Source organism: Nocardia sp. NPDC003482, from assembly GCF_053588115.1.
Genome location: NZ_JBSFPI010000020.1, coordinates 136,017 through 162,850, shown reverse-complemented (window position 1 = coordinate 162,850; position 26,834 = coordinate 136,017). Strand labels below are relative to the sequence as shown.

30 protein-coding genes are annotated in these 26,834 nt (G+C 68.1%); 7 read left to right on the top strand and 23 right to left on the bottom strand.

The genetic code is table 11. The features are described from left to right. Both ACWDSJ_RS28445 and ACWDSJ_RS28440 read left to right on the top strand, forming a co-directional pair. Positions 1–486: hypothetical protein (locus ACWDSJ_RS28445; RefSeq protein WP_450035509.1), on the top strand; the 486-nt coding region annotated here is incomplete at its 5' end. Positions 487–633: 147 nt separating this feature from the next. Continuing rightward, positions 634–1,326 carry a helix-turn-helix domain-containing protein gene (locus ACWDSJ_RS28440; RefSeq protein ID WP_450035508.1) on the top strand — a complete coding sequence of 231 codons (693 nt, stop codon included), beginning with the start codon at positions 634–636 and terminating at the stop codon, positions 1,324–1,326. Between the two features lie 33 nt (positions 1,327–1,359). On the opposite strand, the gene ACWDSJ_RS28435 is transcribed toward ACWDSJ_RS28440, so the two are convergent. From ACWDSJ_RS28435 to ACWDSJ_RS28400, 8 genes are all read right to left on the bottom strand, one after another. Further along, positions 1,360–1,674: a hypothetical protein gene (locus ACWDSJ_RS28435; RefSeq protein ID WP_450035507.1), complete on the bottom strand. Its 315-nt coding sequence runs from the start codon at positions 1,672–1,674 to the stop codon at positions 1,360–1,362. Further along, positions 1,671–1,883, bottom strand: a complete 213-nt coding sequence (locus ACWDSJ_RS28430) for a hypothetical protein (protein ID WP_450035505.1) — start codon at positions 1,881–1,883, stop codon at positions 1,671–1,673. Before ACWDSJ_RS28430 ends, ACWDSJ_RS28435 begins: the two co-directional genes overlap by 4 nt. 54 nt (positions 1,884–1,937) lie before the next feature. After that, positions 1,938–2,639, bottom strand: coding sequence for a hypothetical protein (locus ACWDSJ_RS28425; RefSeq protein ID WP_450035503.1), 702 nt, complete (start codon positions 2,637–2,639; stop codon positions 1,938–1,940). 102 nt (positions 2,640–2,741) lie between these two features. Continuing rightward, complete coding sequence (locus tag ACWDSJ_RS28420; protein WP_450035501.1) at positions 2,742–3,401, bottom strand: hypothetical protein; 660 nt, start codon at positions 3,399–3,401, stop codon at positions 2,742–2,744. 144 nt (positions 3,402–3,545) lie between these two features. Further along, positions 3,546–3,866, bottom strand: coding sequence for a hypothetical protein (locus tag ACWDSJ_RS28415; RefSeq protein ID WP_450035499.1), 321 nt, complete (start codon positions 3,864–3,866; stop codon positions 3,546–3,548). A gap of 141 nt (positions 3,867–4,007) precedes the next feature. Further along, positions 4,008–4,628: a hypothetical protein gene (locus ACWDSJ_RS28410; protein WP_450035498.1), complete on the bottom strand. Its 621-nt coding sequence runs from the start codon at positions 4,626–4,628 to the stop codon at positions 4,008–4,010. Between the two features lie 161 nt (positions 4,629–4,789). Continuing rightward, complete coding sequence (locus ACWDSJ_RS28405; protein WP_450035497.1) at positions 4,790–5,275, bottom strand: phosphoadenosine phosphosulfate reductase domain-containing protein; 486 nt, start codon at positions 5,273–5,275, stop codon at positions 4,790–4,792. Positions 5,276–5,608: 333 nt separating this feature from the next. Then, positions 5,609–6,145 (bottom strand): hypothetical protein, encoded by a 537-nt coding sequence (locus tag ACWDSJ_RS28400; RefSeq protein ID WP_450035495.1) that lies wholly within the window; start codon positions 6,143–6,145, stop codon positions 5,609–5,611. A 167-nt stretch (positions 6,146–6,312) separates the two neighbouring features. Between ACWDSJ_RS28400 and ACWDSJ_RS28395 the strand changes: the two genes are divergently transcribed. Beyond that, on the top strand, positions 6,313–7,641 hold the full coding sequence (locus tag ACWDSJ_RS28395; protein ID WP_450035493.1) for a hypothetical protein: 1,329 nt from the start codon (positions 6,313–6,315) through the stop codon (positions 7,639–7,641). A 341-nt stretch (positions 7,642–7,982) separates the two neighbouring features. Here ACWDSJ_RS28395 and istB read toward each other — a convergent pair whose 3' ends face one another. The 11 genes from istB to ACWDSJ_RS28340 form a co-directional block, all read right to left on the bottom strand. Next, positions 7,983–8,735: an IS21-like element helper ATPase IstB gene (gene istB, locus ACWDSJ_RS28390; protein ID WP_450035513.1), complete on the bottom strand. Its 753-nt coding sequence runs from the start codon at positions 8,733–8,735 to the stop codon at positions 7,983–7,985. 62 nt (positions 8,736–8,797) lie between these two features. Beyond that, the gene (istA, locus tag ACWDSJ_RS28385; protein WP_450035492.1) at positions 8,798–10,054 is read right to left on the bottom strand and encodes an IS21 family transposase; all 1,257 of its coding nucleotides are present in this window, start codon (positions 10,052–10,054) and stop codon (positions 8,798–8,800) included. A gap of 28 nt (positions 10,055–10,082) precedes the next feature. Then, positions 10,083–10,274: a hypothetical protein gene (locus ACWDSJ_RS28380; RefSeq protein WP_450035490.1), complete on the bottom strand. Its 192-nt coding sequence runs from the start codon at positions 10,272–10,274 to the stop codon at positions 10,083–10,085. Positions 10,275–10,540: 266 nt separating this feature from the next. Continuing rightward, positions 10,541–12,421 carry a tyrosine-type recombinase/integrase gene (locus tag ACWDSJ_RS28375; RefSeq protein WP_450035488.1) on the bottom strand — a complete coding sequence of 627 codons (1,881 nt, stop codon included), beginning with the start codon at positions 12,419–12,421 and terminating at the stop codon, positions 10,541–10,543. Between the two features lie 535 nt (positions 12,422–12,956). Further along, on the bottom strand, positions 12,957–14,153 hold the full coding sequence (locus tag ACWDSJ_RS28370) for a tyrosine-type recombinase/integrase (RefSeq protein WP_450035486.1): 1,197 nt from the start codon (positions 14,151–14,153) through the stop codon (positions 12,957–12,959). Between the two features lie 61 nt (positions 14,154–14,214). Further along, positions 14,215–14,541: a hypothetical protein gene (locus tag ACWDSJ_RS28365; RefSeq protein WP_450035485.1), complete on the bottom strand. Its 327-nt coding sequence runs from the start codon at positions 14,539–14,541 to the stop codon at positions 14,215–14,217. Between the two features lie 56 nt (positions 14,542–14,597). Next, on the bottom strand, positions 14,598–15,260 hold the full coding sequence (locus tag ACWDSJ_RS28360) for a hypothetical protein (RefSeq protein WP_450035484.1): 663 nt from the start codon (positions 15,258–15,260) through the stop codon (positions 14,598–14,600). A gap of 81 nt (positions 15,261–15,341) precedes the next feature. Continuing rightward, positions 15,342–16,247, bottom strand: a complete 906-nt coding sequence (locus ACWDSJ_RS28355) for a hypothetical protein (protein WP_450035482.1) — start codon at positions 16,245–16,247, stop codon at positions 15,342–15,344. Positions 16,248–16,417: 170 nt separating this feature from the next. Beyond that, the gene (locus tag ACWDSJ_RS28350) at positions 16,418–16,774 is read right to left on the bottom strand and encodes a hypothetical protein (RefSeq protein WP_450035481.1); all 357 of its coding nucleotides are present in this window, start codon (positions 16,772–16,774) and stop codon (positions 16,418–16,420) included. Between the two features lie 143 nt (positions 16,775–16,917). Beyond that, positions 16,918–17,286, bottom strand: coding sequence for a hypothetical protein (locus ACWDSJ_RS28345; protein ID WP_450035480.1), 369 nt, complete (start codon positions 17,284–17,286; stop codon positions 16,918–16,920). 2 nt (positions 17,287–17,288) lie between these two features. Beyond that, positions 17,289–17,834: a hypothetical protein gene (locus tag ACWDSJ_RS28340; protein WP_450035479.1), complete on the bottom strand. Its 546-nt coding sequence runs from the start codon at positions 17,832–17,834 to the stop codon at positions 17,289–17,291. Positions 17,835–18,366: 532 nt separating this feature from the next. Here ACWDSJ_RS28340 and ACWDSJ_RS28335 point away from each other — a divergent pair. From ACWDSJ_RS28335 to ACWDSJ_RS28320, 4 genes are all read left to right on the top strand, one after another. Next, positions 18,367–18,747 (top strand): hypothetical protein, encoded by a 381-nt coding sequence (locus ACWDSJ_RS28335; protein WP_450035478.1) that lies wholly within the window; start codon positions 18,367–18,369, stop codon positions 18,745–18,747. Next, entirely contained in the window at positions 18,744–20,375 is a 1,632-nt protein-coding gene (locus ACWDSJ_RS28330) for a relaxase/mobilization nuclease domain-containing protein (RefSeq protein WP_450035477.1), read from the top strand. The genes ACWDSJ_RS28335 and ACWDSJ_RS28330 overlap by 4 nt, the downstream gene beginning before the upstream one ends. Beyond that, on the top strand, positions 20,372–22,048 hold the full coding sequence (locus ACWDSJ_RS28325; protein ID WP_450035476.1) for a hypothetical protein: 1,677 nt from the start codon (positions 20,372–20,374) through the stop codon (positions 22,046–22,048). The genes ACWDSJ_RS28330 and ACWDSJ_RS28325 overlap by 4 nt, the downstream gene beginning before the upstream one ends. A gap of 137 nt (positions 22,049–22,185) precedes the next feature. After that, entirely contained in the window at positions 22,186–22,794 is a 609-nt protein-coding gene (locus tag ACWDSJ_RS28320; RefSeq protein WP_450035475.1) for a hypothetical protein, read from the top strand. A 123-nt stretch (positions 22,795–22,917) separates the two neighbouring features. Here ACWDSJ_RS28320 and ACWDSJ_RS28315 read toward each other — a convergent pair whose 3' ends face one another. The 4 genes from ACWDSJ_RS28315 to ACWDSJ_RS28300 form a co-directional block, all read right to left on the bottom strand. Further along, positions 22,918–23,193 carry a hypothetical protein gene (locus tag ACWDSJ_RS28315; protein WP_450035474.1) on the bottom strand — a complete coding sequence of 92 codons (276 nt, stop codon included), beginning with the start codon at positions 23,191–23,193 and terminating at the stop codon, positions 22,918–22,920. Between the two features lie 179 nt (positions 23,194–23,372). Next, entirely contained in the window at positions 23,373–24,137 is a 765-nt protein-coding gene (locus tag ACWDSJ_RS28310) for a hypothetical protein (RefSeq protein WP_450035473.1), read from the bottom strand. Positions 24,138–24,167: 30 nt separating this feature from the next. Further along, positions 24,168–24,857, bottom strand: a complete 690-nt coding sequence (locus ACWDSJ_RS28305; protein ID WP_450035472.1) for a hypothetical protein — start codon at positions 24,855–24,857, stop codon at positions 24,168–24,170. A 19-nt stretch (positions 24,858–24,876) separates the two neighbouring features. Beyond that, on the bottom strand, positions 24,877–26,748 hold the full coding sequence (locus tag ACWDSJ_RS28300) for a glutaredoxin domain-containing protein (protein ID WP_450035470.1): 1,872 nt from the start codon (positions 26,746–26,748) through the stop codon (positions 24,877–24,879). Positions 26,749–26,834: the final 86 nt, after the last annotated feature.

Sequence of the window (26,834 nt, the reverse complement as noted above, 5' to 3'; positions counted from 1 at the left end):
GATCTTCCGCTGGTGGTCTGCGTCCCCCTCGACGCGGACACCTACGACACCTACGGCGTCACCGGGCTTCCCTATCACCAGCGGGTCGACTGGGGCGACGGCCGCGGCCTGGTCCCCGACGAGCGCTTCGTCGCGCTCGACGCCTTCGCCTTCGTCCAGGCGCTGCGCGACGAACTGGACATCACCCCCATCGACGCCGAAGCTTCACCCGCGCAACAGGTTTTGGCCGGCCAGGTTCGCGACGCCCTCGCTCAGTTTCCCGACGATCTTCCGCTGGTGGTCTGCGTCCCCCTCGACGCGGACACCTACGACACCTACGGCGTCACCGGGCTTCCCTATCACCAGCGGGTCGACTGGGGCGACGGCCGCGGCCTGGTCCCCGACGAGCGCTTCGTCGCGCTCGACGCCTTCGCCTTCGTCCAGGCGCTGCGCGACGAACTGGACATCACCCCCGCCGAACCCGAACCGCGACCCGACACTCGGTAGGAGGCCGGGGACGGTGACCCGCGCACGAGTGCCGACACCACCGCCCCCGGCCCGCGAGTAGGGCTGCTACCCACGCAAACACGTCCCCGTCGGAAGACGATTTAGATACATTAGAACAACTAGAAACAATGAGAGAGGACTGGGAAATTGGCGCACACCGGACGTAGCGCGGAGCACACCCGCACGACCCTGTCGCTGGCGGCGGGCTCGGCGGAGGATCTCCCTGTCGGAGGGCCGCAGCCGGGTGAGCGGCTGGCGTTGACGGACCTGATCCGCACTGCGCGCGAGCGGTCGGGATTGTCCAAGCGGGCGGCGGCGCGGCGCGCCAACATCAGTGAAGGCCGGTGGCGGCAGCTGGAGAGCGGCTACGAGGAAGCGCATGGCCACCGCACCCCGTCTCACCCGACGCGGGCGACATTGGTGCGGATCGCCGAGGCGGTGTCTGTTCCGCCCGCCGATCTCCTGCGGGCGGCGGGGTTCGCTCCCGACTCGGCCACCGAGGTCGTCGATGTCACTGGCCTGCGTCCCGACGATGTGGCGAAGGTGCGCGAGTTCGTCCGGTATCTCAGGGGCGCGACCGCGGAACAGGAGAGCGATGCGCGCGGCGGCGCTCCGGGTGACCAGGCGCAGCAACTGCTCGCCGCGCTGGCTGTGGTCGCCGAGTTCGAGCGCGACGCGCAGGCTCTGGTGACGGAGGCAGCGGCGGCCCGGCGGTCGTCCCGTGAACTGGCGAAATCCGCAGCGCGAGCTCGTGCCATGGCGGCGGCCTGCGCCGCCGCCTACGCGGAGGTCGTGCGACTCGGCGAGGCCCCCCTCGCAGCGGCCCCACCCCAGGAATGACCCACTGCACATCGCGGTCCGGGGGCGGGCCCGTCACAGATCGAACCGGACGCCGATCACCATCTTGATGAAGTCGAGCATCGCGGTGGTGACTGTCCCGTCGTAGGTCCCGGCCTCCAGCACGGCTCGCACGCAGGGAATGAATCGGTGCACCGCGAGCACGCGTTGCCCGTCCCAGTCCACCGAGAAGATCCGCAGGTCCTGCGGCATCTCCCGGGCGTCGACCACCGGCACCGCCAGCGCGACATCGCGATGGCGCAGCATCGCCGGGCCGTCGATGATCACCACGGTCAGGTAGCCATCACCGGCGGCGAGGGTGTAGATGTCGCCCTGGCGCAGTTCCCTCACAGAGGCAGGCCCATACCGATGCGCAGCAAGTCGGTGTCGCTGTACTTCGGCGGGTTCTGCTGCTCGTGCGCGGCGATGCGCCGCAACTCCTTGTCCGCGAGCCGCTGGAGCACGGCCCGGTTGATCTCGGCGCTGACGTTGCCGTCCCCGGCGCTCTCGCGCAGCGCCTGGGCCGTCGCGTCCGGGAGGCTGATGTTCAGTTCCGCCACGCCACCACGGTAAAGCGTGGCGCTTCACCGCGGCAAGCCGCGGGACTCGCCGAATCAGAGCGGGAACAGCGTCGGCTGCTGGGCGGCGTCGCGGGTCCAGGACAGGGCGGTGGGGAGGTTCGCGTCGGGGGCGAAGGTCAGATAGGTCCCGTCGACGCTGTCGCAGCCGATCGCATGGGCGTAGGTGTAGCGACGGCGCGAGTTCACCCGCCCCATATGGACATGCTTGCCGACGCTCGAGGCCACCGCGGCGAGGTTCGCCGCCGCCGGGCCGAGCTTCCAGGCGGTGTCCCCCGCGAGGAACAGACAATCGATCTCGTCCCACAGATCCCAGGCGTCGTACTCCAGGAAATTCTGGGCCGCGAAGGCGACGGGAAAGCCGAGATCGCGGATGCACCGCAGCATCGGCCGGGAACGGGCGTAGGTGGCGAAGTGGTTGCCGACGACGTCGGGAGCGACCGCGAACAGGCAGCGGTCGGCGTGCGGGCGCAGCTTGCCGAGCCACTTCAGGTAGGCGCTGTCGCCCGGGTAGGACCCGCCGAACACGCCGTTGTCGGCGCACCAGAGCGGGTAGTCCCCGGCGAGCCGGTTGCCCTGGGCGGGGGTCATGATGGCGCCCAGTTCCCCGGCGCGGATCCGGTCGCGGATCGCGGGCGTGCTGGGCGGGGTGAGATAGAGGGGAGCGGCGGGAGCGCGCTCGAGCCAGCGCTCGGCTACCCAGTCCTCATCGAACTCAGTGCGGAGTACGGCAGACATCGGTGCCGTCCCTTTCCTGCTGGGGGCGGGGGTTCGGAGACGGGAGCGGAGGGGGACGGCCGCCGAGGACTCCGTCGGCCGCCCCCTCTCTCGACAAGAGAGCTAGAAGGTGAGGGTGCGGGTGAAGCGCAGCGCGGCGCGGTACTCCTCGACCTCCATGTCGCCGATCGTGCCGGTGTGCCTCGTCCAGCCACCGACCACGACGAAGCCCCGCTCGGCCAGCTGGCGCGTGGCCTCCTCGATCGTGTCGACCGGGGTCGTGGGCGGGTCCAAGGGGATGAACTCCCCCCTCGGGTGGGCGTGGTAGTCGAAGACCTCCAGCGCGCCGCCCGGTTCCCAGGTGGCGTGCATGGTGATCGCGTGCCGGAACCGGGCCTCCATGGCCTTGACGATTTCGGTCAGCCGATCGACGGCCGTGCGCAGGGCGGCCGCGCGCTCGTGCAGGTCCGGACGGCTGGCGGTGAAGGTGAACGAGGGGTCCAGATACGCGCGGGCGGTATCGGTGTAGGTGTGCATGGTCTCGCCCAGAACGGTGAACACGCCGTCGACCTCGGTGCCGCCGTGGAACGGGCCGACTGCGGCCGCCGCCGCGAGCGCGCGGACGGTCAGGTCAGCGGCGCAGTCGAGGAACCCGTTGGGGTCCGGGACGGCCAGCTCCTGCGCGAGGTCGGCCAGGAACTGCACGACCTCGCTGGGTTCAGTCGCGGGTTGGTCGTCCTCGGCGGCGGGGCGCAGCGGGAACGGGTTGGTGTTGTTCTCCATGATCGGGAGTGCCTTTCGTGAGATGCGAGTGGGAGTGAAGGAGGCGGGGTGTCCGGTCCCGCGTCCCTTCGGGTTGTGGACCACCTGTCCATCGGACGGATGGGGAGGTGGGTTGGGGGGCCGATATCGACTCGCGCCGCCGGGTCAGCGGGCGTCGGATCCCTGGTCGGCTCCGTGCGCGGGATCATCGAACCAGCGCTCGATGGCCGCGTAGTAGTTGTTGTCGGCCAGCCATCGGCGGGCGGCGTCCGGCGGGATCGTCTCGTAGACGCTGCGCTCGGCTCCACCCGCGTCGACGACGATGCTGTTGAGGATCCAGATCGCGGTGTCGGTGCGGTAGAGGTACTCGGTCGTGCCCTCCGCCGATGCCTCGAGGGCCTCGAATTCATCAGCGCTGGTGCTGTCGAACACGCCGAACTGTGTGCGACCGCTGGCGGTGTGGTGGGTGTAACTGATGCGGGCCACTGCCGTTTCCTTCCGTAGGGGTCGGGGGTTCGATCGGGGCGACGTTCGCGGGGCGCGTCGTGCTCCCCTGACACGACGGTCGGGTGGGGCGGCGGGCGCGGAACCTCCTGTGTCCGCCGCCCCACTCCGTGGGGGCTTGTGCTAGAGGCCGAGGGTGAACCGCAGCGCGGCCGTGTACTCCTCGTCCTCGGCGTCGCGGATCTCCCACTCCCCGATCACGACGAAGCGCCGCTCGGCCAGCTGCCGTGTGGCTTCCTCGATCGTGTCGACCGGCGTGGGGTGAGGGTCGAGCGCGATGACGATCCCCTGCGGGTCGTCGTCGTAGTCGAAGACCTCTACCTCGCGACCGGGGGCCCAGACGGCGCGCAGCGAGATCTCGTACTGGAATTGGGCGGCCAACGCGGTGACGATCTCGGTCAGCCGGGCGGCCGCCGCGTCCAGGGCGGCCGCGCGCTTGCCCAGATCGGGGCGGAAGAAGGTGAGCGCGGGGTCTCCGTACGCGCGGGCGGTGTCCGCGAAGGTGTCGGCCGTGTCGCCCAGGACGGTGAGCGCGCCGTCGACCTCGGTGGCGCTGTGGAAGCGGCCCACGGCGGCCGCCGCCGCGAGCGCGCGGACGACCAGGTCGTTCTCGTAGATGACGAACCCGTCCGCGTCCTGGACCGACTGCTGCTGGGCGAGGTCGGTCAGATACCGCACGATCCTGCTGGGTTCGGTCACGTCCTCGGCGGCTGCCAGCGGGAACGGGTTGCTGTTGTTCTCCATGATCGGGAATCCCTTCGTGGTGTGCGAGTGAGGGGTGAAGGGGGCGGGGTGTCCGGTCCCGCTCCTTCTATGTCATATATTACCCGAATTTGTCTGGCGGGGCAACCCCTCATCCATGCGGGTCTCTGTCTCTCCCGTCGGCGTGATGGGCGGGGCCGGGCCTAGACCTGGGCCGCTGGAAAGAGAGCGAGCTGCTCGGCCATACGCTGGTCGCCGTCGGGACGTGCTGCGGCGGAGATGACTTCGGCCATGCTGAGGTCCTGCCGGAACCGGTGCCCGGTCCGGGCCTCCACGGCGGCGTATCGGGCTGCGAGCGCGGGATTCAGACGTGCGGAGCAGATGAGGTCAGCGCGGGAGGCGAGCACGCAGAATCGGCAGCTCAAGCGCGACATTCCTGCGGCATATGCCGGATGGGGGCGGGTTCCGGCTTGCTCGATGCGTTGCCATACCTGCGGAGTGGTCCAGGTGTGGATGGGTAGCCAGGTGTCGACGTGGCGGCGGCCGTTGCTGGCGGGCCGGTCGACGCTGTAGGACGCGCGGCGTCGTCGAGCGGGGGATTCCTCGGCGCGTAGGCCCAGGATATTGAGCAGCCGGACCGGACGGTCGATCACTCCGGCCTCGCGTTGTTCGGTGGCGAGCCTGGTCATGAGGGTGCGAATCGGTCCACGTTTGTGGTCGGAGGTGCTTCTCTGCACTACGCTGGATGCAGATAGTCAGAGTTGTGGTGGGGCCCTGTTGACGTCATGCTCCAATCTCGAAATAATTCAGTTTCAGTACTTGCGTACAAGCGGAGTTCCGCCCGAGCAGTTGTTTCGCAACAATACCGGGTACGAGCTGATGCCAGACGCTGAATAATTGGGAGGTACCCGAAGACTCGCCACCATCGAATACTTCGATAGATAGGAAGGCGCACCTGGCATGCGTCAATTGGATCAAGTAATTCTTGGAATTTACCGCTACGCGAAAGGCGAATTGTAGTCCTACAGGCTGTATCTATTGCGTCCGTAGATAAACAAAAAGTAAGCGATCAATGCCAGGTCGATCACTGTGATTGCTGCCCTCGCCCATGCTGAGCCTGTGAGAGTCCAGGAGAGACCGATCGCTACTACGGAAGGAATAAGTGGAATCGCCGCATTGGGAATGTAGCTGACAATCAAACTCTCTCGAAGTCTTTTAGGTCGGTCTTCGTTTGAAAGGTGCCACCCAAGAGGATTGGCGTACTGTGCGTTCAGGCGCTTCTCGATATCATCGCGGATATATCCGGACATTCTTGAAATCTGCATTGTCTGGAAAATGGTTAGATTGCCCAAGATTATGGTTACCATCGGAACCAAAAGTAGCAGCAGTGCGTTACGGAGTTGGATACCCACCCCCATCGTAGCCATGCTTAGGGTTAGAGTGGCCAGTCGATATGTCGTCCTGTGGTCCATCTTCTTCATGATTTCGTCACGCAGAGTCTTATATTCCGCCAATATTATTTCGCGTGTCTCATCGTCAATGGGTGGTGGGGCGGTCATGCCTGCCTCCAGGTTGGTTTGGATGTCTTTAATTCATTGTCCCACACGGCGGGGGCTATGCGCTAAAGTGAGTAGCTCTCTTACTGATTGGGGATTCAAATATGCTCTGCTCTGCCGTCTAGGTGCCGACGTCAACTTGTGTAATCCTTAATAAAGGTGTGGATTGAGTGATCAATATGGCTAACTATTCTAAAGATATCCAGCTGTTTCGTAAAGCAACAGTGGAACGCCTGAGCGCCGACTGTTCTTACCATTCATTCGACGCCATGCGAGACTCATGCTCGATCGCTGGGAGTTATTTCAGGGATATATTTCGCGACCAAGGTTCATTCTTAGTTTGGGCGGGCGGTTCGCTTGGTCGCAACGAGTACATGCCGGAGTCCGATGTCGATTTGTTCCTTGTCGACGGTCCCTCCGATGGTGTCGAGACTGCACGGCGTCTTATTCACGGATTTGCTAAGGTCGAGGTCGGAGCTTATGGTCTAGACTTGGTGCAAGTATTAATTTCGAATTCGCTTGTAGACGGTAATCGAGTGATTGATGGCCGTTCTCTGTCATCACCGCACGCGGGCACGCTATCGGAAATGATTCTTGCGGCTAATACGCGGGACCGGCAACTCGCCAACATTATCAGTGAATATTTCTACTGGCATTATTTCGATTTTCCGGACAAGGCGGTCGACGGCGGTTTGAATTATAAATATAGCGGTGGCGGGAGTAGGCCGTTGATCCTATTCAACTTAGCTTACCGATTAGATACTGGCAGAATACCTTCATCTGGAGGCGACCATCCAGAGCTAGCGCTATCGCTATCCTATTTGGCGGCCAAATATGAGCTGCCCGTCACAAGCTTCGAAATCGACCTAGTTCTCGTGGTTAAGAATGCTGCCGCCCATCTATTCCCGCCAGGAGATCCGCATAGTCGCCGTGCATCCGCTCCTAGCCTCCTCCAGGTCTATAAGCTTTGTCGCAAACGTCTCTCAGGTCTCGGATTGATGAGCTTTGCAGACTTTCTTTATGCATATTTTATGGCACGACAGACGGTTCGACGCTCAACGAAAATCGTACTGGAAAGGACGGTGGTTGAGCACTTCGGTCTGCAAAACGTCAAGTATATAAATCAGGCTGGAACGCATGAATTGTTAATACTCCTGAAAGGTGATTTGGAGTGGCCTGAATCGGCGTACCGTCATTCGCTCAGATCATTGATTGCCTGGACACTTTACGTTAGATCGCCAGCGGCGTTTCCTGCTTCAGAAGTGGCGGAAATACTCATGCGTCATCCACTTAGAGATGTGTGGGGTGGTATTATGGCGGTGATCTGTTCCAAATCATCGGATGACCGTCTTTTATGCAATATTCTTACGTGGCTCAATGAGAACGAGGACGGGGCGTATTTAACGAAATTGATTACTAGAAGTGAATCTGCAACCAGCGAGACCAAAGCGTTTGCGCGGCGCTCTTATCTAACCCGTGAGAATATAGTGCAACTCTAACTCCGATTTTTCTCGGGTGGGCGGCCTGGCCCGATCGAGTTCGGATTGGTTTCTGGCGGCTGATCAGCGGCCGTGGGGGCCCGTTCAGTTGGTGGCTGCCGGGTTCCGCGGGCCCGGATGAAGGTCCTTTCGCTGGTTGTCGGGATGGTTTGGGCTGGTCAGCCTGGTTGTAGACGATCCATGGCAGTCAAAAGCAGGCCGGTGCCGCGGTGATGTCGGGACAATCGCAGATGGGTGCGGCGGGTGTGACGGGCGATCCGCGCGGGATGTCAACGACTCGTGAAGACTGACCCCCGGTCGAATCGTGGATTTTGACCCCCGGAGGGGTCGGTTTTCGAGAGTTAGTCGGCGGCGCGGTTTTCCTTGGCGAGGAGGGCGCGGCGCTGGCGGGTGCGGTAGGAGTCCCCGGTGAGGGTGAGGACCTCGGCGTGGTGGACCAGGCGGTCGATCATGGCCGCGGCGACGACGTCGTCGGAGAACGTCTCGCCCCAGCGGCCGAAGGGCAGGTTCGAGGTGACCATGATCGAGCCCTGTTCATAGCGGGAGGCGACGAGTTGGAAGAACAGGTTCGCCGCGTCCTGGTCGAAGGGGATGTAGCCGACCTCGTCGACGATGATCAGCTTGTAGCGGCGGATCTTCTTCAGTTCCGCGTCCAGCCGTCCGGAGTGGTGGGCGCTGGTGAGGCGGGTGATCCAGTTGCTGGCGGTGTCGAACAGCACCGAGTAGCCGGCGTGGGCGGCTTTGACGCCGAGCCCGATCGCGAGGTGGGTCTTGCCGATGCCGGGCGGGCCCAGCAGGATGACGTTCTCGGCTTTCGGGACGAAGGTGCCGGTTGCCAAGTGCGCCAACACATCTCGCCGTAGTGAGGGCAGGTGGTCGAGGTTGAATTCCTCGAGGGTCTTGACCTGAGGGAAGTGCGCGGTGCGGATCCGCATGATGGTGCCCTTGGACTCGCGGTCGGCGACCTGGCGTTGCAGCAGAGCCGCCAAATACTCTTCGTGCGACCAGTTTTCGTCGCGGGCCTGGTCGGCCAGCTCCTCCCAGGACCGGGCGATGGTGGGGATCTTCAGCACCCGAGTCAGGTAGGCCAGCATCGAGGGCAGCCCGTCGGGCGGTTTCGCCGAACCGTTGGTCGCGGGCCGGTTCTTGGTAGTGGTCATCCGTGGCTCGATTCTGTTGTCGGAACGGGGAAGTCGACGCCGAACAGGGCGTCGTAATCCGGCAACGCGCGCAGCGCGACCGGATGCCCATCGGGATGCCGCCGGGCCCGCTCGCGGCGGCGGCGGTCGGTGGCGAACCCGGCGCGCAGCTGCGCGGCCAGCGCGGTGTGGCCGGGATCGGTGACGACCTCCTGCTTGGTCCAGGACCGCTCGTGCCGAGCCACGACCTGGCCGTCGCAGTGAACCGTCACCGCGGTCGGCGAGGCGGTGACGTCGACGAACCGGCCGATCACCCGGGGATCGACCGAGTAGTCGACGGTGTCGACGCGCACGTAGTAGTCGCGCGCCAGCCGGATCCGCTGGGTCAACCCGATCGGCGGGCTCACCGGCGGCAGCGCGATCATCGACAGGTAGTCGGTCTCGAACAGATCGACCGGGCGGCCGCCGATCGAACGGACCGTTCGCGCGTTCGCGCGTTCGAGCCAATCGGTGAGCTGGGAATTGAAATCCGTTGGGCCGGTGAAGGTTCGGCCCGGCAGGAACGAGGTCTCGAAGAACCCGTTCATCCGCTCGACCATCCCCTTGTATTCCGGATCCCGCGGCGGTGCCAGCTGAATGCGGGTGGCCAGGGTCCCCGCGAACGCGGCCGCCGCCGCGGTCACCTTCCCCGTCCCACCGATCGCCGATTCCCGGTCCCAGACAAGGGTTTTCGTCACCCGCCCCATGCCCGAGATCAGCGACCACATCCCCGACAGCAGATCCCCGCCCTGGCGCGAGGGCAGCATCACCGCGGCGGTGAACCGGGAAAACCCCAACGTCATCACCAACACCGGGAACACCCGCTCCTGCCCGCGGCCCACCGGGATCCGGGTCTCGGGGAACCACAGATCGCACTGCGTCACCGACCCCGGCTCATACGACACCCGGTCGACCGGATCGACCCCGGCGTACTCGGGACGGATCTCGCGCAGCCGAATCCGCAACGGATTCATCGTGTACGGCCAGCCGATCCGCTCGGCGATCACCGTCGCGGGCATCCGCGGAAACTCCGCCAGCAACGCCCGAATCCGCGCCTCGTAGGCGTCCACCACCCGCCCCTTCGGCGCCCGCTCGTACTTCGGCGGCCGGTCCGACGCCAACGCCGCCCGCACCGTATTCCGCGCCACCCCCAACCGCCGCGCGATCTCCTTGATCGGCACACCCTCCGCCCGATGCAACCGACGGATCTCAGCCCAATCCTCGATAGCAATCACCCCGCAAGCTTCAACCCCCAGCAGGGGGTCAAGGTTCGGAATTCGCCAGAGGGTCAGTCTTCAGGAGTTGCCGACACGGGAATCGAGAATAGCTGTAGGCGTGTTGTTTCGGTTCCCAGCGGCGGCCGGGATGGTTGTGCAGGGCGAGGGTCTGTAGCCAGGCGGTCAGGTCCAGGGCGAGCGCGACGACGCGGTGCCGGTGGGCGACGGACAGGCGCATTGGTTGATGTGACCGCGTTGTCTGCCGGAGTAGGGCCAGTGAGGGGCCCAGCTGCGACCGACCCCTCCTTGCCGCGTATCACGGAGATAGCCCCTGATTGGAGTTGTCGACAGCCCGAGGTGCCTGAATCGACTGGAATCTGGTCAGGCCACAACGCTCGCGCCCTTCATCGCACGCGCGATGCGTCCGGGGCCTGCTCGTCAACGGAGTCCGGTAGCGGCCCTGGCACCACAGGCCGTCCCGCGTAGATTTCCGAAGGAGGCCGATCACACCGGTCGTTGTCGGGTACGGGAATGGCTGGGGAGGCCGAGGCTGACAGTCGGTCGTTGCTTTCGCCGCTGAGTGTCCGCTCGTTTGGCTCGCAGAAATGCGAGGGTCATGTCGATCCCCTCAATTTCCCCGGCCCAGCCTTCTGCCTCGGCGCGCTGGCGGCGTGAGAGCAGATCGTCCTCTAGTTCGTCGAGCCGGGAGATCATCCGCGGATCGACGTGGAGCATCGGGCAGCGTACGCACGCGTGTTCGTGCTGGCACCCCGTGCCGTAAGGGCGTCCACAGGATCCGAGTTCGACCTTTCGCTTGTCGAAGTGCTCATCGAATTCGTCCCATTCCCCCGTGGCGAGGGGCCGGTACTCGTCGGCTGGTCGGAGTTGTCGGCGTTCTTCGAGGAACGCGGTGTAGTGATGGACGATGTTCTCGTCGAAGGCCGCGACGTACCCGCGGGTGGTTTGAATGTTCATGTGGCCCAACAGTGCTGCGCCGATGTGGATGGGCAGGCCGCTGTTGACCAGTTCGGTGGCGAAGATGCGGCGGAAGTCGTGGGGGGTGAACTTCACGGTGCGGAATGCCGGGTGGTATTCTGCGATTTCGGTGCAGAGCCGTTTGAGCTGGTTCAACACGGTTCCGGTGGCGATGACGCTACGCTTCGGGCCGATTTTGCGTTGGAACAGGAATGGCAGGGGCGCGCTCCAGATCTTGTCGTGGTTGTCGAAGCGGCTCAGTGTGGAGATGGTCCGCCCGCCGCTGGTGTGGCGTCGCACGATCGCGGCGACGACGTGGAAGAGTTCGGCACTCATCGGTATGACGCGTTCGCGGTCGGTCTTGGAGGGCGCGATGACCAGCAGGGCGATGACTTCGCCGTCGGGGCGCTGGTATTGGCGGATCGAGAGGTGGGTGAGTTCGCACATCTCCTCGATCCGGGCGCCGGAGTGCCGCAGGGTTTCCACACATGCCCAGTCCCAGAACGTGGCTTCTTCGTCGACTTGGACGTGCACCACCGTGCCGGTGGCCTCGTCGCACACTCGGATGGGGTCGTCCGGTTGTGCGTGCTGGGGGCGCTCGATACGCCGGTAGGTGCTGCCCTCGTGGACGAAGGTCTCGTCGATCGCGACGGCGCGGGCGTGTTCGAGCAGGGTTCGGGCGCGGTCGTAGCGGTCTTCGACGTGGCGGACGAGGATCGGCAACAGTGGTTGTCGGATTCGGGTGCGGCTGGCGGAGCGATCGTTAATCCGGCGACGGCGGGCGCCGAGGCCGCGGAGCTCCGTCGGCGGGACCGGGCAAGGCGCTACCCACACGGCCCATCGCTCCGGTTCCTCGGCGGCCCAGGTGTGTAGGTCGTAGTAGAAGCTGCGGACGCCGATGAGGATCACGTCTTGGCCGGCTCGGGGTTTGCCGTCCTCGCGGGTCTTGATCGCTTCCCGCCACCGGGTGTAGGTGTCGCCGCTGATCCGCAAGTCGGCTTGGCCAGGATTGATCTGTTCGATCCGCACCCAGAAGTGGTACGCGATCATCAGGATCAGGTTCTTCAGACTGGAATAGTCGGTGTCGGCCGCTCGGCGGCGGAAGTACTCGATCAGCAGCCGGCGCACCGGCTGATTGGCGATCGAATAGCGGTCGACCAATTCCTCGACGCTGAGCTGCCCACGGTGCAGCGCCTCACGCATCGTCCTCGGGGTGTCGGCGGGAAAGTGGCCCATCGCGTGCAACACGGTCCACGCCGACTGACCATTGAACCGGTTGATCTGTGAGCCGTCGGGTTGCAGGATCGCGTTCACCCGTCGCATCTCGTGTGTGTGGTGCAGCATCGCTTCCGGAGTGAGATCAGCCAAGCTGACGCCCTGCACAGTCAACGCGACGGAGACGTCGAGCACCGCCTGATGGCGATACTTCCGCGCGAAGTCGTGCTCGTCGGCCAGCTGGACGAACCTGTCGAGCAGCGGGTCACGCTGCGCCACAATGAAGTCCGTGGAGTAGCCGTTCGGTGGGTTGGTGCGGAACGCCAGCAGGGTGGGTCGCACAACTCGCAGGCAGTACAGGGTCCGGATCCCGACCATGATCGTCGGGCCGACGGTCGCGGCCCGGATCGCGCCGGTCCCGAGTCGACTGGAGTCCCACTTCTGCTGCCAGCCGTGTCCCTCGAACTGACCGAGATAGCCCAGCACGTCGCGGGTACTCTCGCGCCGGCTCCTGCGGGTGGCCTGTGGTCGGTCGTCGTAGGTGTAGGCGTGCTCGGCGATGTGGTCGGCGGGTGCGTGGTCGAGTTCACCGAAAGGGCGTGGCAGGACGGTCGGCGTCGCGGGTTCGGCGCGGGCGGAGGATCCCCAGGCGAATCGGCTGGGGTAGCCCAGATCCGGGACGACAGGTCCGTGGCGGCGGCTGAGGCCAGTGGTGGTGCTGGTCTGGGATTTAGGCACCGAATACCGCCGCGATGTCGGAGGGGTCGTAGTTGGCGCTGTAGGACTGGGCGGGTCTTTCGCGGCTGTAGTGCTCGGAGAGTTTGTCGAACAGTTCCTCGATTCCCACGGTCACGTAGCGGCTGGTGGTCTCGATGTTCGCGTGCCGCAGGATCTCCTGGACCTCGTGCAGTAGCAGACGGCCGCTGTTTGCCATGCGTGTGGCCGCAGTGTGGCGCATGTCGTGCACCGTCCAGTTGGTGCCGAGAAGGTCGTTGGCACGTTGCAGCACCCGCCGTAACGCCCAATACGTCATCGGCCTGTCCGGACCGCGCCGGACGCGCCAGATCGGCTGTCCCTGGGGAGGTGTGCCTACCTCGGTGAGATAGCGGGCCAGTCGAACGAACGCTTGCGGTGACGCCGGAATCGGTTGCCGCAGCCAGGTGCCCTTGGAAATCACATAGATTCTGCGCCCGGCCCAGTCGACGTCTTCGGGAGTCACACCGAGGAGTTCGGCGGCGCGCGCACCGCTGGAGACGAAGAACTCCAGCAACGCGCGGTCACGTTCGCATCCCATCGCCTCGAACAGCGCGTCCCACAGTGGATCCGGGATAGCGCGCGGCGGGCGATCCACGACTCGCTGCCGCAATCGAGCGCGGCGGGTCTGCGGCGTCGGTTCCAGTGGGCTGCGGTGAGCCAGCGCTGCTCGGCGCTGCGGGGAGGCCGGGACCGGATTGATCACCGGGCCACGACCGAAGTAGCCATGGTGGGCGTAGAAGCCGCTGACTGCCGACAAGGCGTGATTGATTGTCGTGCGCGAATACCCGGCAGGAAGGGTGGGTTTGCCGGTGCGGAAATTGACCGTTCCCGCAGCTGCGGAAGCCGCCGAGTGTCGTTGACGCTGTGGGTTCGGTGCGGTGCGCAGCCATCCGACCATCACAGCCACCTCGGACTGGGTCGCCTGTGTCCAGTCCACCTCCAGCACCCATAAGAAACGGAACCAACGCAGCAGGTCGTAGGCGTAGCTGCGGCAGGTCAGGGGCCGTGAGTCGCTGAGTGCCAACTCCGCCAGATACTCGGTCACCGCGACGATCTCGACTTCGGCGTGATCCAGCACTACGAACGGTGGGTGCGCACGAGCGGCGGGCACGACCGAGCCGGTCCGGGGGACCGTGACGCGGCCCTGCATCAACTGCTGACGGATATCCAATCCAGTTCTCCTCCAACGCAACAACGGAATCGTTGCCATGATGCGTGATACCGGAGACCGGTCAGATAGTGCAGTCAACTGTGCACCAACGGCGTGCGGCATCGGGAAACATGCCCCGCTGTTCGACCCGTTCGAGGATCGTCTGCACCCGTCCTTCGCGCTGACGGGCTACGACTTCGAACCGCAGACCGTAGAACGCGGCGTGCTCAGCGGCCAGCCCGGCGGTCTCGGGCCATTCGGCGTCGCCCAGATCGGCGTGGACCACGACCAGACGATCCAGGACACCGGCGGTGCGGGCGGTGTCCGCGACGACATCGAGCATGGCTTGCGAGTCCTTGCCCGCACTCGAATTGACAAGACAGACATCGTATTCGGCGATATCGGGCACCGGGCGGGGTGTCACTGTGTGGGAGGGAGCGGGCGCGTCCCGCTTCTCGCGCGGCATCACGCCCGCCCCGCCTCGGTCAGCGCGGCCCACCAGCCGCCGACGAGACCGTGCGCGTCCCAGCGCGCGAGGAGGTCGTGCGCGCAGTCGCGATGCGTGGCCACCGCCGCAGCGCGCTCGATCGGGTGGCAGCGCGAGTGTGTCGAGCAGCCCTGGGGCCAGCCGGGTACGTCGTCGTCGAGCACGACGACGTTCGTGGGCACCAGGCCGTCGATGGCGAGCGGGGCGAGGAGGGCGCGTTCCTGCTCCGGGTCACCGAGGGCGGTGGCGGGCAGCAGCGTGAAATACCACTGCCCGGTGGGGCACAGGACCGCGACGTGGACCGGATCGTGCAGCAGCGCGGTGGCGCCCTGTACGGCGGCTACCGCGGTGTAGCCGAAGCAGACGAGGTCGAGCGGCGTGCCGTCGAGGCGGGAGTAGACCGAGGCGCACCACTCGGTCTGCGCGGTGCTGTCATCGCCGAGCGCCAGGCCGTCGTCGCCGTTGCACACCAGCATCTCCAGCGGGATGCCCCGCACCGGTGTGGCGACGGGAATGTGGATGATCGGGTTTCCGGCGATGCGGATCCGCGCGTCGTGGCCGAGTGCGGTCAACGCGATCAGTTCCGGCGCGTACCGGTCGCGCGCCTCGGCGGCGAGCGCGTCGAGCCAGGGGGAGGGCATGGTCCTGCTCCCTTCAGTGGGGGTGCGAGTGGGGAACCGAGGGGGCGGGTGTCCGGTCCGCCCCCTCGGGAGGGAGGGCAGCTAGCGGGGGGTGTGGGGCGCGATCCGGGTGGGGTCGAGGGTCCAGACTCGGGCGGGGAGCCAGAGGAACCGGAGGCCGAGGGGGTCGAGGGGGTCGGGTCCGGTGCTGAAACCGGTGTACTGGACGCTGATCTCACCGGTCGGCCGGACGTCGGCGGGATCGATGATCTGGCCGTCGCCGAGTTCGAAGAACTCGGTGCACTCCACGTCGCCGGTCTCGGTCAGCGCGAAGGCGGTCTCGTCCTGCGACGGGATCGGCAGCGCCACGAGCACTCCGTCGAGTTGCGCGAGACGGGTCAGGCTCTCACCCGGTCCCCGGACCACGTCGCCGGGCAGAGGGCCGGTGGCCTGTGCCTCGCACTCGGCTCGCAGAGCAGCGGCCGTGCGGGCCCGTCGCCAGTCGGGGGGGTTCCAGCCGTCGTCGTCGGTAGTGAACGCCGCACGTACGCCGTGGTTCGTGGGCCGGGACATGAATGCCCGGACCATCTCGCGCTGCCATTCGAGGTGCCTGCGGTGCGCCTCGCGGCGGTGCGGCGCGTGCCACTCCTCGCCGGGGATTCCGCCGAGCGCCGGATTGACCTCCTGGTAGCAGGCCCGGCACCCCACGTAGCCGTCACACCCCGTGGCGGAGACGCCACAGCAGTCGGTGACGTAGAAGGCGATGCCGTCCGCGGTGCAGGCGATCTGGCCTGTGTCGTCACGGCCGACGATGAAGATGCCCATGGTTTTCTCGCTCTCGGCACGCCCGGCGGGGGCGGGGGTCAGCGGGGAAGGTCGTCCTTCGGTGCCGCTGCGCGCGGCGTGGTGGTGGTCGGATTGCCGGGTGGACGTCCTGTCGGGCGGGGGTGTGTCGCCAGAGTCGTCGTTGGTGGCCGCAGGCTCGCCGTGGTTCGTGGGCGGGGTCATGAGAATGCCTTTCGTGGTGTGCGAGTGGGGGTGGAGGAGTGAGAGGAGGAAGGTGACCGGGGATCGCGGCCACGCCGTCGACCCGGCCGCTCGGCATACCCCCGTCCCAGCGACGCCGCTGGACGTTTTGTGGGACGGGGGGTGCCGAGGCGCAGATGGCAGCGCGATCGTCAGTACGCGCCCTCGGGCGCTGCGTCCGCTTCGTCGTCCCAGTCGGGCACGCCGTCTGCCCACACCAGGGCCTGTGTGCTGGCGTTCCAGGTGACGTTCGCGAGGTCCTTCATCTCCGGCTCGCCGGTCTTCCCGGTGGGGATCTCCGCCGGAATGCGCCAGAGATCGCCCCGGAAGTCCCAGCCCGATCCGAACTGCTGGACCAACTCGCTGACCACGTCGGCCGCCCGGGTACGGGCCTCGTCCTCGGACGAGAATTCCTGCTCCTCGAGGGTCTCCCGCTCGCAAGTCCGCCGGAGATAGGAGACGACCACGCAGTAGCGGTGCTGATCGGGAGCTTCGAGGGGAGCGTTCATCGGAGTGCCTTTCATGAGGTGCGAGTGGGGAGTGAAGGGGGCGGGGTGTCCGGTCCCGCTCCTTCTATGTCATATATTACCCGAAAATGCGGAGGCGGGGAAGCGTTTTCGGTGAGCGAGTCGGGTCAGGTCCGGGCGCACGCTCAGCGGGAGTGAGCCGAGCGGTTCCCCCTCCGCCCGCCGCGCGGTGTCGGAGGCGAGTAGACCGCGCGGTCTGCGTCTCGGCGCGCCCTGCGCGCGGCATTCCGCAGCCGCACCGCCTCGGCGGACAGGACCGCGACACCGACCGCGAGGGCGGGCCGCGCGAGCGGTGCAGGCGGTGGCGTGGTGGCGACGAGCCAGACCCAGGCCAGGGCCGCGAGGCCGCCGTAGGTGGTGGCCGCCAGGGCCGCGCCGCACCGCTCCTCGATCGTGGTGGATCGACGGCCCTCGCGGCGGTAGGACAGCGCCAGCGCGGCGAACACAACCCCCGGCCCCGCGAGGAGGACCGCGAGAGCGGGCGTGGGCGCCACGATCAGCTCCGCGCCCGCGCGGGGGCGGGCGAAGCGCCCGCGTCGTCGGGGACCGTCGTGGCGACGCGCATCGCGTCGGCGGAGGCGGACGGACCACCGGAACCGGCGGGTACCGGATCGGACTCTGCCGCCGCGGGCGGTGTCGACGCCGCCCGCGGCGAGGCGGGCGTGGCGTCCGATAGCTCGTCCGTCGGCGGGGTCAGCGGCGCTTCGGCGGCGGCGGTGGCGGCACGCGAGGGACGCGGCCGGGGCTTGGCCTTCGCGCGTTTCGCCACCGCGCGCAGCGCGGCGGTGGGCTTGAGTCCGATCCGTTCCAGCGCGTCGGACTCCGCTCCCGCCCGCGTGGCCGCTTCGTAGGCGGCCACCACGGCGTCCTCGGCGGCCTCCTCGTCCGCGATCAGCCGCGCCATCTCGGTCTCGCGCGTCTCGCATGCCTGCTTCCATTTCCCGACCCTCACCGCGAGGTCGCCGATGCACGTTTCCACGCTGTCGTCGATGACCGCACGCCGGTACGCGGACAGGGCCTCGTTCGCCGTCTTCTTCGCCATGAGGGGACCTCTCTCGCTCAGCGCTCCCCAATGGAGCGATCGCATCTAGTGTATCTAATGTATCGCCAAGGAGGTCGGCCGTGCGGACAGAGCGCCGAGGGAGTGCCGCTCCCCGCTTCCCGATGTCCTGTCGACGGACCCGAGCGGGGCGGAACCGCCGCCTCGGCCGCCGCGCACCTCGTCTCCGGAGCCTCGTCGCGCGCCGTGCCCGCACTGCGGACCGACGCGCTCTGCGTGTGGCGATCACCGTGTACCGCAGGGTGCCTGACCAGCCTTTTCCGGTGAGCAAGATATCCCAAAACCCCGGGGTTTTGGGTTGCGCCCGGGGACGGGCGCGGGCCACACTCGAAGTGGTTCGAGTGTTTCTAAAGCCTCCATAGGTTCTGGAGTCTCCGATGTATCCAGACCTGCGGTCCGGCTCCATCGGTTGGTCCGGCAGGCGGCTGCCGGACCGGCGAGCGCACCAGTGCGCTCGGTAGCGAAAGGACGTGAAGTGCCCTCGAAGACCAGGCAGGGCCATCGGCCTCACTCGGTGGAGAAGCGGACGCGCCGCCACGAAACGCTGTTCGCGCCCACCGAGTGGGCGCTGGTGAGCGCCGCGGCGGCCACTGTCGGGTTGAAGCCCGGCGCGTTCATCGCCAAGGCGGCGGTCGGGGCCGCGAAAGCTTTCGCCGCCCAGCGCAACGGCACGGCTGTTCGTACCAGCGGTCAGGTGGAGATCCTCATCGCCGAGGTTCGCGAGCTGCGTCGCCTGTTGGGCAATGTCGCGGGGAATGTGAACGATGTCGCCAAGCACGCGAACTCCACCGGTGACCTCGGTCGCAACGCCGACGCGGTGCTGGCCTACACCCGCAAGATCAACAGTCGGATCGATGCGTGGTTGGTCGGCCAGCTCCGAAGCGGTGCGTTGTGATCGGCAAGGCGATCCGGGGATGGGACGGGCAGCGGCTCGTGCGGTATCTGTTCTCGCCGGGCAAGTACAACGAGCACACCAACCCCACGGTGATCGCGGCGTGGCAGTCCGATCCCGACGATCTCCAGCCGCTGCGCGACGGTCCCGGTGATTTCGACTTCGCGCCGGGAGAGATCGGGAAACTCGCGCGTGCGGTCACCGCCCTGTCGGACGCGATCGGCCTGCCGACCGAGCAGCCCGAGCCCGGCCAGCCGGGCTACACCAAGCACGGCTACATCTGGCATCTGCCGGTGGCCATCGGAGTCGAGGACGGCGTACTCGACCCGCAGACCTGGCGGCGCATCGCCGAGGACATGCTGCACGAGACCGGGATCGCGAAGGCCGGGGACGCCGGGGCGTGCCGGTGGATCGCGGTGCACCACGGCGCATCCGTCGAGGGCAACGACCACATCCATATCGCGGCGGTGCTCGTGCGCGCCGACACCGGCAAGCGGTTCTACCCCGACAACGACTGGAAGGCCGTGCGCCGGGTCGCGCGCCGCTGGGAGGACGCGCTCGGGCTGCGGTTGACCGCCATCAACGATCCGCTGGCGGTCCCCACCCCGACGCGCGGAGAGCAGGAGAAGGCCGAGCGCCGTCGCGCCGCCGGCGACGAGGGCATGCTGCGCACGACCCCCGGCGCCGCGGCCCGGATCCAACTGCGGCAGATGATCACCGAGACCGCCGCCATCGCGACCAGCAGCGACGAATTCGTGGCCCGGCTCCGCGACGCGGGCATGCTCGTCGACCTCAAATACGACACCGCCGGGACGATCACGGGGTGGGCTGTCGCCGCCCCTGGCGATGTGTCGGCCAAGACCGGCGAGCCGATCTTCTTCGCGCCCAGCCGACACCTGGGCGCGGACCTGTCGTGGCCACGAGTCACCGCCCGCTGGTCGGCGAGCCCGCCCCGCCACTCGGGCAGAGCGCGGACGGCGGCCGCCGCCGAGACGACCCGCGCCCCGCACACGGTGCTGGGCGACAGCGCCGCGCGGGTCCGATCGGTCACCACCTCGGTGCGCGGCGGACGCGCCGACGTCGCGGCCGTGGCGCGCGAACTCCAGGACGTCATCAGCAGCTGGGCGTCCATCGCCGACGGTGCCGCGCGCCAGGGCCCGCTCTCACGAGCGGCTTGGGCCTACGACCGCGCGGCCCGCACCCCTCGCGGTGTGACCGCCGTTCCCGCCGGACGGCTCGCCGCCGAACTCCGCGGCGTCTCCCGCGACCTCGCCGCGGTCCGCGTGCTGTCCGGGCGCGGTCTGCAACGTGACCCGAGCGTGCAGCTCGGTCTCGCCATCGCCGAACTGCTGCTCGAGATCGCGGCCTGGCATCAACAGCACCAGCGCATCGCCGCCGCCCGCGGTGCCCGCGACGCCGCCAGCCTCGTGCGCGCGCACGGCGACGCCACCGGCGCTGTTCCGGGTCAGCTCCCACCACGGCACGCCCCGGCGGGCACCGGGCACACGCCCACCGCCGCGCCGCGCCCCGCTCCGGCCGCGCCGCCGGGCGAACGCCGTCGCGACCTACCCGCGGTCCGCGGCGTCCGTGAATTGCCGTCCCGCCCCACTAGGAAGGAACCCCGACGATGAACCAGCCGGTCAGTGAAACGCCCGTGATGGGCATCCCCCGTGAGGACACCATGCGCATGGCGTTGGCAGCGCGCACGCTCGCCAGCGTGCTGCGCCAACTGCGGGAGCAGCGGGGCCGCTCCGCCTGGGATGACGCCGAGAACGTCGCCCGCAAGAACGCGGTCCTGTCCCGCCACGCGGTCGCCAAGTTCAGTCGCGCCGACGCCGAGGAATGGAATACCGCGGAGAAGGAGGGGCGCATCCACGCCGAACGGCACCCGGACACCGGCATGACGATCCGAGTGGCCCCGCTCTCGCGCGGCCGCGTCGGTGTCCAGGCCGGATGGGAGGACCATCACGCCGAGGCCGTGGTCGGTTCCGAGGACCTCGCCGACCGCGTCACCGAGTGGCTGCGCGCCAACCCCACGGCCGAGGCGGTCGACGATCTGCGACGCAACGCCGACGATCTGCACGACGATGCCCTGCGTCGACGTCGGCACACCCAGGACCGGCGACACGAGGCCCGGCTCGCGGCCGCCCAACGCTGGCTGGAGGAGACCGATCCCGACCGGTTCGCGGCCTGGCAGCGGGCCGCGGCCGCGCCCGCGGCCGGGAATCGGCCCAGCGAGGAGGAGCTGATCACTGAGTGGGCCCAGGCCACTGGAGGGGATTTCCCGGCAGCCTTGGAATGGGTCCGGGCGCACCGGCCCGAGTGGTACGACGACTGGTCTCTGAGGTACGCGTACGCGGACTCGGTCTCCGCGCGCCGCAGCGACGAGGCCACCCTGATCGACTATTGGCGGCGGGAACGCAGGGCCGAGCCGACCGAGCCGACGCAGTCGCGCGCCGAGTCCGACGACCATCATGCGACCCGGCCGCTGGCCGACCGGCTGCGCGGCCGAGTGCCCGATCGGGTCCTCGACGATCCTCGCTGGCGGGAAGTCGCCGAGAATCAGTTCGCCGCGCTTGTCGCGCAGGGCGCCGACCCGGACATGTTGATCGGCGCGGTCGCGGCCATCGACTTCAACAACGGCCGGATCCGCGCGCCCAGCGGGTTCGCCGCCTGGGCGATGCGGGAAGCGGCGAAGAAGGGCCACGCCGCCGACGCGCACACCCGCAGCGAGGAGGACGCACGCCGCTCGGTCGCCGAGGAATGGCTCACCACCGCCGATCCAGACGATCCGTTCGACCGGGCCCGCGCCGCGCACCTGGTCGGCGAGATCGACGACGACTTCGACGCGTTGCTGGCCCGCAAATATCCCGGCCTGCTCGACGGCGACGCCGACCACGCGCGGGCCCACGCCGCGCAGCACACGGCCGCCGCCGGCGTCGCCGACGCACAGGCCCGCACCGAGGAGACCACCGCACCCACGCCCGAAGCGGAAGTCGACGACGCCGTGTTCGTCGTCGACCGCGACGGCAGCGTCATCACCGTCCCGTTCACCGCGGCACCACAACCGCAGGCCGAGGCGGACGCCGAAGCGGCCGACCACCGAGCCGACGCCGCGCGCGACCACGGCGCCGCCGACGACGAACACCAGCAGGCGACGCGCACCGCGGCCGCCGCGGCTCAAGCTCCGCTGACACCGCCTGCGCAGGCCAAGTCCCACGCCAAGACCCGGCGCCGCACCCCGCCCCCGGCCCAGCCCGCCGCGACGCACACCCGCAACCGGGGCAGGGGCCGGGCTCACTGACCACCTCGGTCACCGACCGACACCGACCGGCCCGGTCACCGCGGCCGCGCGGTCTCCGTGACCGGCTCGCGCTGCTCGCGTCCGGCACGGGTTCGCCTGGGCGAACGTGTCGGTGGGTGGGCGGATGATGCAGGGCTATGAGCAGCAGCTTCGACCAGGCGGTCGCCGCCGCGCGCCGCGACGCCGAATTCCTCGACCACACCCAGCAGTCCCAGCAACGCTGGCGTACCGAGTTCGACGAGAAGGTCACCGCGATCCTCGTCGAGGCCGCCCAGCAGTTCCGTCAACTCCCCGTCTCCCGCAGGATACGGTTGGTCCGACCGAAGAAGCGGTTCGAGCGCGCCCACGCGGTGGTCGAATCCCTCGGTGACCGGTTCGTGGTGCTCGACGACTGGCGGTGCTGGATCGTGCCGCCCTACGGCAACCGCGACCACGGCGCGGACATCGTGTTCACAGAGCACGCGGGTCTGGTCGCCGTGACCACCGGCTACGGCGAGAGGTTCGGCCGCTTGATCAGCGCCGACCCGAACGCGATCCTCCTCACCCGCGCGCCGTGGCCGGTCGATGTGTCCAAAGAGTTTGCGCACGGCCAGCGAAACCTCTCCGGGGAAGGCCCCGGCGAGGGCGCGCTGAGAGCGCTGCGCAGCGCTCTGGCCCAGTGCCTGGTCGAATACGACCGCGCCGCGCGGGCCGGAGAGTCCATCGACGGGCTTTTCTGCAAGCATCCCATCCAGTGGCGGCGCTGACCCTCCGCACCGATGCTGCCGATCCTGGATGCCCCTCGATCCTGAATCACAGCAATGCCCCACCGGATCGACGCCGGTGAGGCATTGCTTTTTCGGGGTCGGTCCCGGATGGGTCGGTGCGGGTTACAGGACCGCGCGGAATTCGATGGTCACCACGACGCTGACCAGGTACTCGACGGGTGCGGCGAGCAGCGGCACGATCGTGTGGTCGATGCCGACGACGGTGGGGGCATAGGTGCCGCCGTTCAGAGCGTTCTCTTCGGCCGCGGCGGTGCGGGCACGGTCCTGGCAGTTCTCGACGAGAGCTTCGACGGTGTCGGCGATCTTCTCGGGGGAGGGGGTGGTGCGGGTGGCGGCGTAGGCGATCACGTCGTCGTGCAGGGATGTCGGGCTGGGCATGATCTCAGTGTCCTTGTCTGTGGAGGTTGGGGGTTCTCGGGTGTGAGGCTCAGTGGCCGCGCCGATGCCGGGGTGCGGCCGCAGTCTGCGGTGCGGCCACGGGAGCGGTGGGCGCGCCGGGTGCGGCGGGACGGCCGCCGGGCGGGACGGTGAGTGGGCCGGACGCCGCGCGCACCGCATCACGCTCGGGGGTGGGCGTGATGCGGTCGCGCCGCGGTGGCGCCTCTTCCCCGAGGTCCGTGTGCTCCCGGGTCTGGTCGGGGTCGACGGTGCGGGACAGGTTCCTTGACGAGGTGCGGGAAACGAAGTCCCGGGCCGGGCACGGGGAGGCGTTCGGCGCGGGCGAGCCCGTATTCGATCTCGGTGCGCAGCTCGACGACCAGGCGGGTGAGGAACCGATCCGCGGTGGTGAAATCGAACCGCTGGTGCATCACCGCTTCCCAGTCCGCCAGGTCCGAGGCGTCGAAGCGGCCACCGCTGGCGTGCCAGCCTTGCGCCCAGCGGTGCGCGAACTCGTCGGTGCGGTGCGGGAGCAGCGCGCGGGCGCGGACGAAGTTGGCGTCCAGATCCACGATCGGCGGCAGGCCCGCGGCTGCGGCCTGCTCACCGAGCCGGGAGAAGTCGACGTCCTCGCCGATGGGTTGCTCGTCGGCGACGTACCAGCCGGGCCGGGTGAGCGCGTCCACCCGCCGGCGGCCCACGGGATTCACCAGTACATAGCCGGTGGCGGAGCTGCTCGGCTCGACCCACCGGTCCCCCTCGGGGTCGCTGGTATGTCCGAGGACGGTGTAGACGGGCTGGTTGAGGACGGCGGGGTTGGTGCGGAAGTCCAGATAGTGGACGCCGGTGCCGTTCATGAGGGTTCCGGCGTCCACCACCGGGGTCTCGTGGACGATGATGCGCGGTTCCGGGAACTCGTCGCGATCGGAAACTGGAACGGTCATGGTGCGGGCCCTCCCTTCTCGCGCAGGTGCTCACCTGTCGGCGTTGGTGATGGAGTCGATGAACGTGCGTCCGTCACGGTCGACGGTGGTGACGTTCTGCCGGTAGGTCTTGGTCTCGCCGGAGGGCCTGCGCTCGAACACTTCCACCAGGAAGTGGGTGGGCTGGTGCTCGGTGACGGTCAGGCAGTAGGCCGTGGACGCGGGGATGGTGTCGATGCCCTGCTGGATCGTGGCCGCCGGGGACACCGGGGCGTCCGGCAGCACCAGCGCCCGGACCTGCTCCCCGGAGCGCGCGTCGTAGTAGGCGTGCTGGAAGGCGAAGATCACCGCGACCGCACCGACCGTGCCGCCGGGGCCGTTCCCGCGATGCACCGCGCCGTCCACCGTGTTCGGACAGGGCCCGCCCGCCAGGAAATCCGCTGTCGTGGTGGTCGCCACCGCAGGTGCGGCGCTCGGCGGTGCGGGGGGTGCGGTCCGCGTCGACCCCAGACTGCTGAGCCCCAGCGCGAGCGCGCCCAGGCCGAGCGCGCCCACGGCCGCCGAGATTCCCAGCACCAGGCGCCGGGGGCGGCGGGCGGCGGGCGTGGCCTCGGTGCCGGTCGAGGGCGCGGGATCGGACCGCGCGGGCCCGGGGTCGGGCGGTGCGGGGAGGGGCACGGGCGAGAGCACGGGAGTCCAGCGTCCGGAGGCCGGGACCGAGCGATCGGTGTGGGTGTTCATCCTGATTCCCCTTTTTCTGTCAGCGTGCGCGGCCGGGTGTCCGCCGCGGCGCGGGGGCGGCGGTGTTCGCCGCGGCGGCCGGGGACAGGGGAGCGCCGGTCGCGGCGGTGGTGGCGGTGGTGGTCGGGGTCAGCGGTCCGCTGGCCGCTCGTAGCGTCTGGTTCCCGCGGCGGGCCTCTTGCAGCTCGGCGAAGGTCGGCCGCGCGCCGGTGTTCCGGGCTGCCGTGGCCGTCGCGTTCTGGGTGCGTGGCGCCGGAGCAGTCGCGTCGGGCCCGCTGGCCTGGCGCACCCAGCGCAGGGCCGCCTGCACCACCGCCCCGGTCTTGCGGGGATCGCCGTGGGGCAACGCCGTCCATTGCGCCGAGCCCAGTTCCGGGATCTCGCCGCGCCGCTGGGCGGCGCGCAGGTACGGGCCCGCCCACTGCTGCACGGCGTCGACGCTCAGGCGATCCGCCGCCTCGGCGGGGTCGCGAAACCCCGGCTGCGCAGCAGCCGCCTCCTGTTCCGCGACCACCTCGGCGCGCATCACCCCGGGCAGCGTCTTGAGCCGGTCGGGGCGGAACCCGGAGAACCGGATGTCCCCGGCCTCGACGACGGGCGCGCCCTGAAATCCCATGTCCCGCAGGCGTTGCCGCGCGGCGGGATCCTGCGTGACATCGACGACCCGGTAGGCGAACCCGCAACTGTCCAGGGTGCGTTTGGTGGCATCGCATTGCGCGCATTGGGGTTTCGTGTAGACGGTGATCTCGACGCCCTCGCGAGGCGCCGCTGTGGTGGGGGGCATGGTCGTCTCCGGATTCTGTGGGTGGTGCACGGAGGTCGCGGGCCCTCTCTCGGCGGGGGCGGCGGCGTCGGGGGCCCACTGCCACCGCCATCCGGTCTGAGGGTCGAACGACCGTCGGAACACCCCTTCCATGGCCTTCTCGGCGTGGGCGAGGATTTCCTCGGCGGAGGGGAAGCCCTGCTCGAGTTGGGCATCTGTCAGGGGCACGAGATCATCGAGGTCGTGACCGAGGTCGAAATGGTCGCTGAGGTCCTTGCCGGTGGCCGCCTCGACCACGACCACCTCTCGCACCCGTCCCGTCAGTAGCAGCTTGACCCCAGCGGCGTGCCGGTAGCCCGCCTCGTCACGGTCGGCGACGATCACCACCCGCGCCGCACCGGTGAGCTGGCGAGCGTGCTCGCGCTGAAACTTGCCCGCCCCCATCGCGTTGCAGGTGGCGACCAGCCCCGCGCTCCGCGCCCGGTCCGCGTCCTTCTCGCCTTCGACGAGGAGGATCTCCTCGCCGTCGGCGACGGCTTGGGCGACCTCGGGAAGGTGGTAGAGCACCGGCTCGAACCCGCCGTAGAGCCAGCGGCCACCGGCGTCCATCCTCCGCTGGATGAACATCTTGTCGATGCCGCGCTCGTGCGGGACGTGCATCCGCAGGACTTCCCCGATCGGATGGCCGCGCTCATCGGTGTAGTGGTAGATCGCGGCCTGATAGCGGGGCCCGACCACCTTGCCGAGTCGCTGTTTCTTCGACGGCTTCGAGGGATCGCGTGCCGGTCGCTTGCGCTCCGGCGGGTCCGGGCGGGGAGGGCGCGGGCGGGGCGGTGTGCCGGGCTCGCGTACCCACTGTCGGTCCCAGATCGCCGCGGCAGGCAGGCCGATAGCGGCCAGGATCTCGGTGTCGGGGCAGCCGGTGAAGCATCGGACGATCGTTTTGCCCTTGTCCCGGTTGTGGATTACCCCCAGGCTCGGGTCTTCGTCGTCGTGGGCGGGGCAGTGGTACATCGTCCACTGCCCGCGACGGGACGCGGGCCCGGTGGGACGGTCGTTTTCGAATGCCCACTCGTCCAGCGCCCGGGTGATCCGGACCAACGACGGAGCGACGGGATTCTCAGCCACGACGCACCACCTCCAGAGGTGCTAATGGGTCTGATGTTTCTAATGTATCTAAAGCGAAGACGGGCGCGACCTCGGCCCGGCCAGGC